The sequence below is a fragment of the Kitasatospora sp. NPDC049285 genome (assembly GCF_040678815.1).
GTDB lineage: Bacteria > Actinomycetota > Actinomycetes > Streptomycetales > Streptomycetaceae > Kitasatospora.
In genome coordinates, this window is the sequence record NZ_JBFAQR010000016.1 from 56,908 (window position 1) to 70,696 (window position 13,789).

The following is a 13,789-nucleotide window of genomic DNA, read 5'->3' on the forward strand; positions in this document are numbered from 1 at the left end:
CCCCGGCCAGACGGTAGCCTCTGCCTGGGCGCGCCACGGCGGGCCCGCCAGGGGTGGAACACAGGCGTAGGGAGAGCGGCCGCAGATGGCTGACCGGATCACGGTCATCGGGTGGGACGGCACACCGCTGACACAGGCCGCGGCCAGCGCACTCGCCGGCGCCACCCTGGTCGCCGGAGCGGGCTACCAGCTCGCCGCGCTGCCCGTCCCCGAACACGCCGAGCGCATCGGCCTCGCCGACCTGCGCGCCGCCGCGCGCCGGCTCGCCGACCACCGCGGCACCGCCGTCGTCGTCGCTGAGGGCGACCCGGGCTTCTTCGGCGTCGTCCGCACCCTGCGCCGCCCCGAGTACGGCCTCGAACTCGAAGTCCTGCCCGCCGTCTCCTCGGTGGCCACCGCGTTCGCCCGGGCCGGGATGGCCTGGGAGGACGCCCAGGTGGTCTCCGCACACGGCGGACGACTGCGCCGCGCCGCCAACGTCTGCCGCGCCCACCCCAAGGTCGCCGTCCTCACCACCGCCGAGGCCGGACCCAGCGAACTCGCCCTGATGCTGCGCGGCGTCCCCCGCACCTTCGTGGTCTGCGAGGCCCTCGGCACCCCCGAGGAGGACGTCACCGTCCTCACCTCCGAACGCGTCCCCGACCACGACTGGCGCGACCCCTCCGTCGTCCTGGTCATCGGCAACGTGCCGCTCGCCGAGGAGGCCGCCGGCTGGCTGGCCGGCAAACCCGTGCGCTACCCCGGCCCGCAGCGCGGCTGGGCCCTGCCCGCGCAGGCGTACGCCGGAGCGGACAGCGGCGACCGGCGCCCCCGCGCACTGCCCCCGCACGTCCGCGCCCTGGCGCTCGCCCGGCTCGCGCCCGCCCCCGGCGACCTGCTGTGGACCGTCGGCGCCGGCGACGGCGCGCTCGCCGTCGAAGCCGCCAGGTTCGGCGCCGCCGTGGTCGCCGTCGAGGCCGAACCCGCCGACTGCGCCCGGATCTCCGCCAACGCCCGCCGGGCCGGCGTCGAGGTCGAGACCGCCGCCGGTGACGGCCCCGAAGTCCTCGGCGCGCTGCCCGAACCCGACGCCGTCGCCGTCGAGACCGGCGGCCCCGCGATGCTCCGCGCCGTCGTCGACCGCAAACCCGAACGCGTGGTCGCCGTCGCCCGCAGCCTCGCCGAAGCCGGCGAGACCCGGCAGATCCTCGACGCCGCCGGCTACCACACCGACGGGCTGCTGCTCCAGTCCGCGCCCCTGCGCGCCGAACAGAGCGCCGGCGCAGGACCCTCGTTCGGCCGAGGCGACTACACCCTGCTGATCTGGGCCGAGCCGCGGGAATGACCGCCCCGGCCGACCCCGACGGTGATCCCTGTCGCATCGGGACAGGGATTCGAGATCGCCCCCGGCCCGGCCGGTAGGGTTTGCCCCGGGGCGGCACCCGGCGAGGCTGCACCCGTGTCCGATCCGGCACGGTTGTCACCTTTTTGACGCGCTGCAACCCCAAACGGCCCGCTTCGCGGGCATTCGACGCGGTGCGCACCGGCCCGGAAGAATGCCGCGAGGGTCCGAAGCGGCCGTGCCGTCGTGCCGGTTGCCCCGGGCTGTCGTTGTTTCTGATGGCACGCCACCCGTGCGGGTGACGGCAGATGGAGTGAGGGACGGGTCGGTGCGGTCCCGTTCCGGCGGAGTGGGCGGGACCCCAGGGCACCCCGCCAAGGACGCGCAAGCGGCCTGGAAGGAGCATTGACATGACCGATGGCGGCCACGCCCCGAGTGCCGGTCCCCTCACGCCCGAACCCGGGCCCGGCGGACCCGTACCGGAGCACCACCTCGGCGCGCCCCTTCCGCCCGTGGCACCGGTGGCGCCCGCCTGGCACGGCGACCAGCGCCCCGCCTACACCTTCCTCGACCAGCCCGACGGCGACGAGGACGACGACGTGCTGCTGATGCCCGGCCCGCAGGCCGCGTGGGGCGACGCCGTCCACGGACCCGCCGAGAGCGGCCTGACGGGCAGTGAGTTCCCCGCCGCGGCCGTCCCGGGCACCCCCGTCGCGCCGTCCTGGCCGCCGCTCACGCCCCCGCCGGTCGCCCCGCAGTCCGGGATGCCGCAGCCCGGCGTACCCCAGGCGGACCTCGCGCAGGGTGGTCTCGCGCAGGCCGGCATGGCGCCGCCGCTCGCCGAGCAGCCGCTCGCGCCGCAGCCGGTCGCGCCGCTGTCGGTGGCTCCGCAGTCCGTTCCGCCGCTGGTCGCCTCCCAGCCGGTGGCCGAGGCTCCGGCGACGCCGGCCGGCGGTACGCCCGCGGCCGGGACGCTGCACCTCGGCGGCGCGGCCCCGCAGGCCGCCGCGCAGGCGATGACGGCGCCTCAGCCGCGCCGTCCGCTGCACGCCGGGCCGCCGATCCCGGACCCCTCGCTGATGACCGGTCAGGTCCCGGTCCGCTCGCTCGCCGACCGCGGGCCGACCGCCCCCGGCGGCACCCCCGCGTACGGCGTGCCGGTGCCCGCCGAAACGGTGCAGCAGCAGCCGGTCGCCGTCCAGCCGATCCCGGTCCCGGCTCCCGTCCAGCCGCAGGTGGTCGAGGCCGCCGCCGCTGCCGTCGTCGCGGACGCGCCCGTCGCCCACACCGCGCCGGTGCTCGCTCCGCCGGTCGTGGCGGTGCCGTCGGCTGACGGTGTGTCGGGTACGGCGGTGCCGGCCGACGTCGTCTCGGACGGTGTGTACGTGCAGCCGTCGGCCGTGCCCGCGGAGGCCGTTGCCGCGCCGGTCGCGCCGGTGGTCGAGAACGCGCCCCCGCAGCCGGTCGTCGCGGCGCCGGGCGTGCCCCCGCTGGCGGTCGAAACAGTGGCGCAGCCGGAGGTCGTGGCCGTCGGCGGGCCGGTGGGCGAGCCCGTCGTGGCGGCCCCTGCGCAGGCCGCGGAGGCCATCGTGCGGGCCGGTCAGGACACGGACACCGTGCCGCTGGCGATCGTCCCGGCGCAGGTCCAGGCTCCGGTTCAGGTTGCGGTTCAGGCCCCGGCGCAGGTCGCCGAGCCCGTCGTGGCGGCGGCCGGCGTGACGCCGTCCGCGGTGCCGGACGGGCAGCCGGTCGCGCCGGCCGGGCAGGGTGTGGCGGCGGTCGTGGGGGCCGGCCCCGCGGTCGCCGAGCTGGCGCAGGCTGTGGCGCAGGCCGCCGAGCCGGTCGTCGGTCCGGTGCCGGCCGGGCCCGTCGTCGATGCGGCCCAGCCGATCGCCGTCGCGCCGGTGAGCCCCGCGCCGCTGGGCGTCGAGCCGGTGGCCGTCCCGGTGCCGGCCGCGGACGCCGTCGAGCCGGTGCAGCCGGGTTCGCCGGTCGTCGCCGCCGAGCCGGTCGCCGTCCCGGTGCCGACCGCGGAGGCGAGCGCTCCGGCCGCGCCGAGCCCGGTCCCCGCGGAGGCCCAGCCCGTCGCCGTTGCGGCGCAGCCGGGGCCGGCCGAGGTCGTCGTGCTCCCGCAGGACGGGGAGCCGGTCACCGACTCCGTGTACGCCCCGGAGGCCGTCGCGCCGACCGGTGAGACGGCGGAGCCCCAGGCCGTTCCCGCGCAGGGCGAAGCGTCCGTTGCCGCACCGCAGCCCGAGGCCCCGGCCGCCGACGAGGCGTCAGCCGTCGTCGAGGAGCCGGTCCAGGCCACGCCCAAGCGCTCGTCCGGCCGGGGTGCGCACCGGCGGATCTCCGCCTTCCTGGCCGCCCCCGCGGGGCTGCCGGTGCTGGAGCCGGAGGCGCAGGTGACGGAGGCTCAGGCCGAGGCGCCCGCGCAGCCGGAGGCCGCCGACCCGCAGGCCGCCGCCCACCCGCAGCCCGCCGAGGCCGCGCCGGTCGCCGAGCCCGCCCCCCACCCCGCCGCAACCGAGACCGATAGCGCCGTGATCGAAGCCGAAACCCCCAGCACCGAGTCCGCCGACCTCGCCGCGGCCGCCGCCGCCACCGAGCCGGCCGCCGACACCGAGCCCGGCGCCGTCACCGAGGCCGCAGAGCCCGCCGCCGTCACCGAGGCCGCCGAGTCCGTCGAGGAGGTCGAGCAGGTCGAGGAGGCCGCGCCGGCCGAGGACCGGGGCGAGGCCGCGCCCGGGTACGACGACGCGGGGCGGGAGGCGGTGCACCAGGTGATCCGGGAGCGGCGCGACATCCGCAACGGCTTCCGGCCGGACCCGATCCCGCACGAGGTGCTGATCCGGGTGCTGGAGGCGGCGCACACCGCGCCGAGCGTGGGCTACTCGCAGCCGTGGGACTTCGTGGTGATCCGGTCGGCGAAGACCCGGCGCAAGATGCACGAACTGGCGGAGCGTCAGCGCGAGGCGTACGCGGACTCGCTGCCGAAGGCCCGGGCCAAGCAGTTCAAGGAAATCAAGATCGAGGCGATCCTCGAGACGCCGGTGAACATCGTGGTGACCGCGGACCGCACCCGCGGCGGCCGGCACACCCTCGGTCGGCACACCCAGCCGCAGATGGCCCCGTACTCGGCGGCCCTCGCGGTGGAGAACCTGTGGCTGGCCGCCCGCGCCGAGGGCCTGGGCGTCGGCTGGGTGAGCTTCTTCGACGAGGAGGAGCTGGTCCGCGAACTCGGCCTGCCCGAGCACCTCGACGTGGTGGCCTACCTCTGCGTGGGCTTCGTGGACGCCTTCCCGGACGAGCCGGAGCTGCAGCAGCAGGGCTGGGCGAAGAAGCGCCCGCTGTCCTGGGTGGTCCACGAGGAGCAGTACGGCAACCGGGCGCTGCCCGGCGAGGAGCCGCACGACCTGCTGTCGGAGACGCTGCGCGGGATCCGTCCGCTGGACGCCAAGGCGCTCGGCGAGGCGTGGGACCGGCAGAAGCGGATGACCAAGCCGGCCGGATCGCTCGGCATGCTGGAGATCATCGCGGCGCAGCTGTCGGGCCTGTCCCGCAAGTGCCCGCCGCCGATCCCGGAGCCGGCCTGCGTGGCGATCTTCGCGGGCGACCACGGGGTGCACGCCCAGGGCGTGACGCCGTGGCCGCAGGAGGTCACCGCGCAGATGGTCGGCAACTTCCTGGCCGGCGGCGCGGTGGTGAACGCCTTCGCGGCGCAGGTCGGCGCCGAGGTGTGCGTGGTGGACGTCGGCGTGGCCGCCGAACTGCCGGACGCGATCCAGCAGGGCCGCACCACCGGTCTGCTGCCGCGCAAGGTCAAGCCGGGCACCGACGACATGACGCAGGGTCCGGCGATGAGCCGGGAGGAGGCCCAGCGCGCCATCGAGGTCGGCATCGAGACCGCCCGCGACCTGGTCGCGGCCGGCAACAAGGTGCTGATCACCGGCGACATGGGCATCGCCAACACGACCGCGTCCGCCGCGCTGATCTCGGTGTTCACCGGCACCGACCCGGCCGAGGTGACCGGCCGCGGCACCGGCATCGACGACGCCACCCACACCCGCAAGGTCGAGGTGATCCGGCAGGCGCTGGAGCTGCACCGGCCCGACCCCGCCGACCCGATCGGGGTGCTCTCCGCGATCGGCGGCCTGGAGCACGCGGCGATCGCCGGCTTCCTGCTGGGTGCGGCGTCGCTGCGCACCCCGGTGATCCTGGACGGCGTGATCGCCGGCTCGGCGGCGCTGGTCGCCAAGGCCATCGCCCCCGAGGTGCTGGCCGCCTGCATCGCCGGCCACCGCTCCGCCGAGCCCGGCCACCAGGCCGCGCTGGCCAAGCTCGGCCTGCGCCCGCTGATCGACCTCGACCTGCGGCTCGGCGAGGGCACCGGCGCCCTGCTGGCTCTCCCGCTGGTGCAGAGCGCGGCCCGGGCGATGCACGATGTAGCCACCTTCGACTCCGCCGGAGTCACCGAGAAGGCCTAGTACGGGTCCGGCGCCACCCGCCGGACCGGGCCTGACCCTCCACCGGCGTCCGGCCGCCCCCTCCCGTGCGAAGGGGGCGGCCCGGGCCGTACCCGTCGCGGCTCAAGGGCGCGCCGCCGCGGGGCTCCCGACCGTCCGCCGCCCACCCAGGAGCTCCCCCTCATGACCGCGCCCAACCCCCACCCGTCCACCCAGGGCCTCACCCCGTACCCCGTCGGGCTGCTGCTGGCCGGCCGCCGCGTCGTGGTGATCGGCGGCGGGCAGGTCGCCCAGCGCCGGCTGCCCGCGCTGATCGCCGCCGGGGCGGACATCCACCTGATCTCGCCGTCCACCACGCCCGCGGTCTCCGCGATGGCCGACGCCGGCGAGCTGACCTGGCATCAGCGGGCGTACGCCGACGGCGACCTCGCCGACACCTGGTACGCGCTGGTCGCCACCGACGACCCGGCCGTGAACACCGCGGTCTCCGCCGAGGCCGAGCGGCTGCGGGTGTTCTGCTCGCGCAGCGACGACGCCTCCGCCGCCACCGCCTGGACGCCCGCCTCCGGGCACGACGGCGGCGCCACCGTCGCCGTGCTCACCGGCGACCCCCGACACTCCGCCGCGCTGCGCGACTCCATCGTCGCCGGGCTGCGGGACGGCTCGCTGGCGGCCCGTCAGTACCGCGCCCACCCGGCCGGGGTGGCCCTGGTCGGCGGCGGCCCCGGCGACCCCGACCTGATCACGGTGCGCGGCCGCCGGCTGCTCGCCGACGCCGACGTGGTGGTCGCCGACCGGCTCGCCCCGCGCGAGCTGCTCGCCGAACTGCCGCCGCACGTCGAGGTGATCGACGCCTCCAAGATCCCCTACGGCCGGTACATGGCGCAGGAGGCGATCAACCAGGTGCTGATCGAGCACGCCAAGGCGGGCCGGTTCGTGGTCCGGCTCAAGGGCGGCGACCCGTACGTCTTCGGGCGCGGCGGCGAGGAGTTGCTGGCCTGCGTCGAGGCCGGCGTCCCGGTCACCGTGGTCCCCGGCATCTCGTCGTCGATCAGCGTGCCCGCCGCGGTCGGCATCCCGGTCACCCACCGCGGGCTGACCCACGAGTTCACCGTCATCTCCGGCCACGTCGGCCCCGACGAGCGCTCGCTGACCAACTGGGCCGCCGCCGCGCAGATGACCGGCACCCTGGTGCTGCTGATGGCCGTCGACAAAATCGGCGCCATCGCCGCCAAGCTGATCGAGTGCGGCCGCAGCGCCGACACACCCGTCGCCGTGGTCCAGGAGGGCACCACCGCCGCCCAGCGGCGGGTCGACGCGACCCTGGCCACCGTCGGCGCCGTCGTCGAGGCCGAGGGCGTCAAGCCGCCCGCGGTGATCGTCATCGGCGACGTGGTGCACGTCCTGGAAGGCTGACGCATCCGGGGGAGCGGGCTCCGGCACCGCTCCCCACGTGCGAAAATCGTGCGATGTCCGAGCCACTGACCGTCACCGACGCCGCCGACCCGCGCCTGGGCGACTACACCGACCTCACCGACGTCGAACTGCGCCGCCGCCGCGAACCCGCCGAGGGCCTGTTCATCGCCGAGGGCGAGAAGGTGATCCGGCGCGCCCTCGCGGCCGGCTACCGGATGCGGTCGATGCTGCTCACCGCCAAGTGGCTCGGCGTGATGGACGACGTGATCGCCGCCGTCGACGCCCCCGTCCACCTGGTCGCGCCCGCCCTCGCCGAACAGGTCACCGGCTACCACGTCCACCGCGGCGCCCTCGCCTCGATGGAACGCAAGCCCCTCCCGGACGCCACCGAGGTGCTCGCCGGAGCCCGCCGGGTCGCCGTCCTCGAAGGACTCGTCGACCACACCAACCTCGGCGCGATCTTCCGCTCCGCCGCCGCGCTGGGCATGGACGCCGTGCTGCTCTCCCCGGACTGCGCCGACCCGCTCTACCGACGGGCCGTCAAGACCTCGATGGGCGCGGTCTTCTCCGTCCCCTACGCCCGCCTCGAACCCTGGCCGGACGCCCTCGGCGCCGTCCGCGAGGCCGGGTTCGAGCTGCTCGCCCTCACCCCCGCCGGCGCGGACGACTTCACGCAGGCCCGCCCCCACCTGCTGCCCAAGGCCGCGCTGATGCTCGGCGCCGAGGGCGACGGCCTCACCCCCAAGGCCCTCTCCGCCGCCGACCGCCGGGTCCGCATCCCGATGGCGCACAGCATCGACTCGCTCAACGTGGGCGCCGCCGCGGCCATCGCCTTCTACGCCGTCAGCAACGGCTGAGGGCACCCGCTCACACCGGCGCGAACACGTCCTCGTCGACACCGTCCAGGACGAAGCCGTTGTCGAACCGGACCCGGACGGCCGACCGCGGGCCCTGCCGCCGGAACGCCTCCCACTGCGGCTGCAACGCGGCGACCTCGTCCGCCAGGCGCTTGCGGCTCTCCTCGGGCATGGTGTGCCCGTAGTCCTCGAACAGCGCCTTGAGCCGCTCGTACTCGCGCACTCCCTCGCCCGGCGGCAGCTCACCGGCGAGCCGCTCGACGGTGCCCTCCACCCCCGCGCCCAGCAGGAGGAACCCGATCCCCGGCCCGTCCTCGCCGGCGAACGCCTCGCCCAGACCGAGGTCCGCCACCAGCCTGACGCGCTGGCCTTCCATCAGGGTCATCGGCCCCGTACCTCCCGGCTCGCTCCACGCCGCCCGCCGAACCGGCCGCGGCCTGCGCCATTATCCGCTGTCGCGCGCGCCCCGGGGTCGCGCGCCGCACCCGTCGCTCAGGCGGCCCGGCCGGTCGGCGGACTGATCGGCTGCGGGGCCGGACGGCGCGGGTCGTGGTGCCGACGGCCCGTCAGGTCGCCGATCCGCAGCACCAGGTCCGGCGCCGGCGCGGCGGGCCACACGGTGAGCCGGTGCTCCTCCACCGCGCGGGCCGCGGTGTCCGCCTCCCGGCCCCGGTCCCGGCCCCGGGTCTGCACCCGTATCCGGTACCAGCCCCGCCCGGCGTGCGCCAGGTTCCCCGCCCCGGCGGGCTCCACCCCGTCCCAGGCGCGCAGCCGCAACTCCCCGCTGCTGTACACCGAGAGCTCCACCACGCTCTCCCACTCCGGCCCCGGCTCGCCCGGCCGCTCCCCACTCCGCACCACGCCCAGCCGGATCAGCCCCGTGTGCGTCCCGCACAGCACCGTCAGGTGATCCGGACAGGCCGCCGCCACCCCGTTCCCGTGGAACACCCGGGTCAACGCGTGCCCGTCCCACCCCTCCGGCAACTCCGGCCCGTACAGGAAGTACAGGCAGTCCGCGACATGCATCGCCTCGGTCGTCCACGTCATGCGGCACATGCTCCCGCCGCCCACTGACAGCACGTCACCGACCCGGGCGGGTCAGACGGCGGGGAGGCGGAGGGTGGCGACCGCGCCGCCGTCGGGGTGGTTGCGCAAGTCCAGGGAGATGCCGAGGGCCTCGGCGTGGCCCTGGGCGATGGTCAGACCGAGGCCGTGGCCGTGACCGCGTTCCGGGGCGCCGGTGCGGAAGCGCCGAGGGCCCTCGGTGAGGATGTCGGCGGGGTAGCCGGGGCCGTGGTCGCGGACCGTGAGGACCGGGCCGTCGAGCACCAGCAGGACCGGGGCGCGGCCGTGCCGGTGGGCGTTGGCGACCAGATTGGAGAGTATGCGGTCCAGGCGCCGCACGTCGGTGGTGACGGCGGCGTCGGCGACGATCCGCAGCTCGGTGGGCGCCGGCGCGGCCGCCGCCGTCCGGGTCGCCACCGGTCCGAGCCGCACCGTCGTCAGCTCCAGCCGGTCCGCGCCCGCGTCCAGCCGGGACACCTCCAGCAGATCCTCCGTCAGACTCCGCAGCACCCGCACGCGGTCCTGCACCAGCTCGGTCGGCCGCCCGGCCGGCAGCAGCTCGGCCGCCGTCACCAGCCCGGTGAGCGGGGTCCGCAGCTCGTGCGCGACGTCGGCGGTGAACCGCTGCTCGTCGGCCAGCTTGCTGCTGAGCACCGCGGACATCGAGTCGACCGCGGCGGCGAGTTCGGCCACCTCGTCGCGCGGCCCGCCGAGCGGCCCGATCCGGGCGGTCAGGTCGCCCTGGGCGATGGTGCGGGCGGTGCGGGCGGCCGTGCGCAGCCGCCCGCTGATCCGGTCGGCGGCGAACACCCCGGCCAGCACGGTGACGGCGACCGAGAGCGCGGCCGAGACCTGAATGGTGCGGTCGAGCTGCCCGATGGCCCGCTCGTCGTCGCCGTAGTCGATCCGGACCGAGACCACCTTGCCCGGATCCGCCGCGGTGCCGGCCCCGATCCGGGCCGCGGCCCACATCACGGTGCCGTTCGGGCCGGGGCCGAGCACCGAACCGCGGTGCCCGCGCTCGGCGAGCCGCCGCAGCTCGGCGGGGAGGGCGGGGTCGTCGGTGGCGGCGCCCCAGGCGACGCCCAGGTCGCCGGTGCGCTCGTAGCCGGTGAGCACCGAGCCGAGGGCACCCTCCGCCGCCGTCCTGGCCTGCCCGACGTGCTGCGCCACGGAGGCGCGGTGCACCAGCAGGCCGACCGTGATGGCCACCAGCACGGAGACCAGCGCGACGGTCGTGGCGATCTGGCGGCGCAGGTTCACCCGGACCGCCGCAGCTTGTAGCCGAAGCCCCGGATGGTCTCGATCCGGCCCGCGCCGATCTTGGCGCGCAGCCGCTGGACGTGGACGTCCACCACGCGGCTGTCCGCGTCCCAGGAGTAGTCCCAGACCCGCTCCCGCAGGGTCTGCCGCTCCAGCACCACGCCGGGCGCGGCGGTGAACTCCAGGAGCAGCCGCAACTCGGTGGGCGTGAGCGGCACCTGACGGCCCGCCACCCGGACCTCCATCGCGTCGGTGTCCAGCTCCAGGCCGTCGATCACCCGCACGGCCCGCGGCGGCTCGGGCTCGGGCGGCTCGGCGGGCGGCTCGGCCACGGCCCTGGTCCGGCGCAGCACGGTACGGATGCGGGCCACCAGCACGGCGCTCTCGAAGGGCTTGGTGATGTAGTCGTCGGCGCCCGCCTCCAGCCCGGAGATGACGTCGATCGGCTCGGTGCGGGCCGACATCATCAGGATCGGCAGCTGGCTCTCCTCCCGGATCCGGCGGCACAGGCCGACCCCGTCGAGCAGCGGCAGCATCACGTCGAGCAGCAGCAGGTCGGGCCGGTGCGCGCGGAACCGCTCCAGGCCGTCCAGTCCGTCGACGGCGGTGTCGACCGGGAAGCCGTAGCGCTCCAGCGCCATGCGGGTGGCTTCGCGGATCACCTCGTCGTCCTCGACCAGCAGGATGCGCGGTGCGGCGGGGGTGGTGTCGGGCACGGGGGTGCTCCCGGAGTGCGGGCCGCTCACGCAGCGGGCTTGACGGGTACGGGCGTCGGCGCGGCGGGCGCCTGCTTGGCGGGCGGCACGGTCGGGACCGGGCTCGGCGCCAGCGAGCTCTTCGGCTCCGTGCGCTCCGGCCTGACCGAGGGCTCCGCGGTGGGCTCGCAGTAGGGGCCGCCCGCGTCGGGCCCGGTGGTCTTCCGGCGCACCGTCACCAGGCGGTCGTCGTGCCAGCCGTAGGCGGTCTCGGTCTGGCCGGGCCCGCTGTCCGGGTCCTTGACCAGGAGTTCCGGACCGACGGTCTCGGCGGTGAAGCCGGAGGCCACCTGCTGGGCGAGCACCGAGTACAGCTGACCGTCCTTCAGCGCGTAGACGTGCAGGTAGCCGGACCCGGAGCCGAACAGCGCGGCGGTGATCAGCTCCGGCTTCCCGTCCCCGCTCAGGTCCCGGTACTGGGCCGGCCGGACCTGGCAGTCCTGACAGCCCGCCAGCGCCTTCCGCTCCTCCTGACGCAGCGAGGGGTCCCTGGCCAGCACCGCCGCGGCCTCGACGGTCCGGATGTCGTCACCCGCCACGGTGATCCCGGGCACCGGGGTGAGCGGCGGCAGGGACCCGGACGCCTTCGGCGTCGCGGTGGCCGTGTGCTCGGAGGCCGGCCAGAGCGGCTCCGAGCTCGGGCGGACGGCGACGGTCCGGGCCGGTCCCGCGTCGCGCAGCCGGCCGGCGTCGCCGCAGCCGGAGACGGCCGCGACCACCGCGAGCAGGACGGCGCCCCGGGCCAGGGCGGAAGGGCTGGGCCAACGACTCACGCTGGGTGTGCCTTTCGGGATCGGCGGCCGGACGGACCGGTGGTCGGTGACCCAGTCTGCCCGACGGGCGGACGCCTCCGACCGGACGGCCCGTCAGGGGGACGTCCGGCCGGAGGCGGTCGGGTGGTGCGGTCGGGTGGTGCTCTCGGGTCAGGGCAGCAGGTCGGCGAGCACGATGATGTTGTCCAGGTAGTGCCCGTCGCCCCCGAGCGCGCCGCCACAGGTGACCAGCCGGAGCTGTGCGGTGGTGGTGTTCCCGTAGACCAGCTCGGTCGGGAACCGGCTCTTCGGGTACTGCACCAGCTCGCGCACCCGGAAGGCCACGGTGCTGCCGTCCTCCCGGCGCAGCTCGACCCGGTCGCCCGGAGCGAGCCGGGGCAGCTGGTGGAACACCGCCGGGCCCTTCCGGGTGTCCAGGTGGCCGAGCAGCACGGCCGGTCCGGTCTCGCCGGGTGCCGGGCCGTTGCGGTACCAGCCGACCTGCTCGGGCCGGTCCATCGGCGGGACCTCGACCGTCCCGTCCGCGTTCAGCCCGGTCGCCGCGACCGGCGCGTCCACCCCGATCCGCGGGATGACCAGCCGGACCGGCGGTGCCACGGGGACAGTGGCGCCCTGTCCCCGCCCGGCCGCCGAGGCCCCCGGCGCGGGCTGACCGGCCTGACCGGACTGGTCGACCTGGCCGGACTGGTCGGCCTGGCCGGCCTGCGCCGAGGTGATCCGTACCGGTGCCTGCTCCGCGGAGCAGCCGAGCAGCACTGCCCCGCAGGCCAGCGCGAGGGCGCCCGCCACCGCGGCCGGTGCCCGGCGTGGGCTCCGGCGGCGGTGGCGCGGACTAGCCGCGCGCCCCGGCACGGCGGCGCAGGACGGCGAAGCCGAGGCCGGCCGCACCCGCGGCGGCCAGCCCCGAGCCGAGCACGAGCGTGGTGGTGGAGTCCTTGGACTCGCCCTCACCGGTCTGGGCACCGCCCTTCGGGACGACCTTCACCTGCGCGTCCTTGCCGGGCACGGACGGCACGGGCGAGGGCTTGGCGCCGTCGGCCGGCTTCGTGGGTGCCACCGACGGCACGGCGCTGGGCGCGGTGGAGGCCTTGGGGCTCTGCGGGCTGCCGTCGGCGAAGGCCGTGGAGCCGGCGAACGCCAGCGCACCGGCGACACCGACGGAGACCAGAACGAGCCGTGCCGCGTGCCGGACGGTCGTGGTTCCTGCCATGGGATTTCCTCCCGAATGCCTGTCACCCCCGGTCCGGTGACCGGGAGTTGGTACGGCAGACGTTAGGAAGCGCACTTCACGGTGCCCGGCCGGCCGGGTAACAGCCACCGAGCGGCTCTGTAACAGTCCGCAGGCCCGACCCGGCCGTCCGGGAGGCGCGGCTTCGCGGCAGGTCAGGGGGCCGGCGGGGTGGCCGCGGTGCCGGAGACGCCGGTGCCGGGCCAGGACTCCTCGAGGCCGCCGTCGGGGCGGACGGTGTAGCGGGTGGAGGAGACGGCGCCGGTCTGCGGGACGCGTTCCTCGCGGATGAGGGCGCCGTTCTCGATCCGCCAGACGGCGCCGGCCTGCGGGTTGGCGGCGGAGGCGCGGCCCGCCAGCAGGACGGGTGCGTCGCCGGTGAAGCCGTACAACTGGACCAGGTCGACCGGGACGGAACCCTCCACCCGGCGCAGCACCACCAGCGTGGCGTTCGCGTCGCGGTAGCGGGCGGGCAGCACCGCGGAGAGCGAGATCGGGGCGCCCGCGTCGGTGGAGTGGCCGTTCTGCAGGCGGATCGCGGGGCCGCCGGACGGGTCGGGGTAGCTGCGGTTCGGCCAGTCCACGGCAGGCGGGTTGCCGACCGCCGGGCTCAGGCCGCTGTCACCGTGGGCGGCCCCGGGCGCG

General features: G+C 76.4%; 11 protein-coding genes. 4 read left to right on the forward strand and 7 right to left on the reverse strand.

The window, feature by feature from the left end:
- Positions 1–85 precede the first annotated feature (85 nt).
- The 4 genes from cbiE (at position 86) to AB0K51_RS13665 (ending at position 8,060) form a co-directional block, all read left to right on the forward strand.
- Positions 86–1,324 (forward strand): precorrin-6y C5,15-methyltransferase (decarboxylating) subunit CbiE, encoded by a 1,239-nt coding sequence (gene cbiE / locus AB0K51_RS13650; RefSeq protein WP_363453945.1) that lies wholly within the window; start codon positions 86–88, stop codon positions 1,322–1,324.
- 407 nt (positions 1,325–1,731) lie between these two features.
- On the forward strand, positions 1,732–5,808 hold the full coding sequence (gene cobT / locus AB0K51_RS13655) for a nicotinate-nucleotide--dimethylbenzimidazole phosphoribosyltransferase (protein WP_363453947.1): 4,077 nt from the start codon (positions 1,732–1,734) through the stop codon (positions 5,806–5,808).
- 162 nt (positions 5,809–5,970) lie between these two features.
- Complete coding sequence (cobA, locus tag AB0K51_RS13660; RefSeq protein ID WP_363453949.1) at positions 5,971–7,203, forward strand: uroporphyrinogen-III C-methyltransferase; 1,233 nt, start codon at positions 5,971–5,973, stop codon at positions 7,201–7,203.
- Between the two features lie 53 nt (positions 7,204–7,256).
- Complete coding sequence (locus tag AB0K51_RS13665; protein ID WP_363453951.1) at positions 7,257–8,060, forward strand: RNA methyltransferase; 804 nt, start codon at positions 7,257–7,259, stop codon at positions 8,058–8,060.
- Between the two features lie 10 nt (positions 8,061–8,070).
- Here AB0K51_RS13665 and AB0K51_RS13670 read toward each other — a convergent pair whose 3' ends face one another.
- The 7 genes from AB0K51_RS13670 to AB0K51_RS13700 all read right to left on the reverse strand — a co-directional run bounded on the left by AB0K51_RS13670 (position 8,071) and on the right by AB0K51_RS13700 (position 13,126).
- A complete protein-coding gene (locus AB0K51_RS13670) occupies positions 8,071–8,445 on the reverse strand; it encodes a hypothetical protein (protein ID WP_363453953.1) in 375 nt (124 codons plus the stop codon).
- A gap of 107 nt (positions 8,446–8,552) precedes the next feature.
- Positions 8,553–9,107 (reverse strand): hypothetical protein, encoded by a 555-nt coding sequence (locus tag AB0K51_RS13675; protein WP_363453955.1) that lies wholly within the window; start codon positions 9,105–9,107, stop codon positions 8,553–8,555.
- 51 nt (positions 9,108–9,158) lie between these two features.
- Positions 9,159–10,388: a HAMP domain-containing sensor histidine kinase gene (locus AB0K51_RS13680; RefSeq protein WP_363453957.1), complete on the reverse strand. Its 1,230-nt coding sequence runs from the start codon at positions 10,386–10,388 to the stop codon at positions 9,159–9,161.
- Positions 10,385–11,104 (reverse strand): two-component system response regulator CseB, encoded by a 720-nt coding sequence (cseB, locus tag AB0K51_RS13685; protein ID WP_363453959.1) that lies wholly within the window; start codon positions 11,102–11,104, stop codon positions 10,385–10,387. The genes AB0K51_RS13680 and cseB overlap by 4 nt, the downstream gene beginning before the upstream one ends.
- 26 nt (positions 11,105–11,130) lie before the next feature.
- Entirely contained in the window at positions 11,131–11,916 is a 786-nt protein-coding gene (locus AB0K51_RS13690; RefSeq protein ID WP_363453961.1) for a hypothetical protein, read from the reverse strand.
- Positions 11,917–12,066: 150 nt separating this feature from the next.
- Complete coding sequence (locus AB0K51_RS13695; protein WP_363453963.1) at positions 12,067–12,705, reverse strand: class F sortase; 639 nt, start codon at positions 12,703–12,705, stop codon at positions 12,067–12,069.
- 43 nt (positions 12,706–12,748) lie between these two features.
- The gene (locus AB0K51_RS13700; protein ID WP_363453965.1) at positions 12,749–13,126 is read right to left on the reverse strand and encodes a hypothetical protein; all 378 of its coding nucleotides are present in this window, start codon (positions 13,124–13,126) and stop codon (positions 12,749–12,751) included.
- Between the last annotated feature and the right edge of the window lie 663 nt (positions 13,127–13,789).

Coding starts and splice junctions, on each gene's coding strand:
- cbiE (WP_363453945.1), top strand. CDS start 86: ATGGCTGACCGGATCACGGTCATCGGGTGGGACGGCACACCGCTGACA.
- cobT (WP_363453947.1), top strand. CDS start 1,732: ATGACCGATGGCGGCCACGCCCCGAGTGCCGGTCCCCTCACGCCCGAA.
- cobA (WP_363453949.1), top strand. CDS start 5,971: ATGACCGCGCCCAACCCCCACCCGTCCACCCAGGGCCTCACCCCGTAC.
- AB0K51_RS13665 (WP_363453951.1), top strand. CDS start 7,257: ATGTCCGAGCCACTGACCGTCACCGACGCCGCCGACCCGCGCCTGGGC.
- AB0K51_RS13670 (WP_363453953.1), bottom strand. CDS start 8,445: ATGACCCTGATGGAAGGCCAGCGCGTCAGGCTGGTGGCGGACCTCGGT.
- AB0K51_RS13675 (WP_363453955.1), bottom strand. CDS start 9,107: ATGACGTGGACGACCGAGGCGATGCATGTCGCGGACTGCCTGTACTTC.
- AB0K51_RS13700 (WP_363453965.1), bottom strand. CDS start 13,126: ATGGCAGGAACCACGACCGTCCGGCACGCGGCACGGCTCGTTCTGGTC.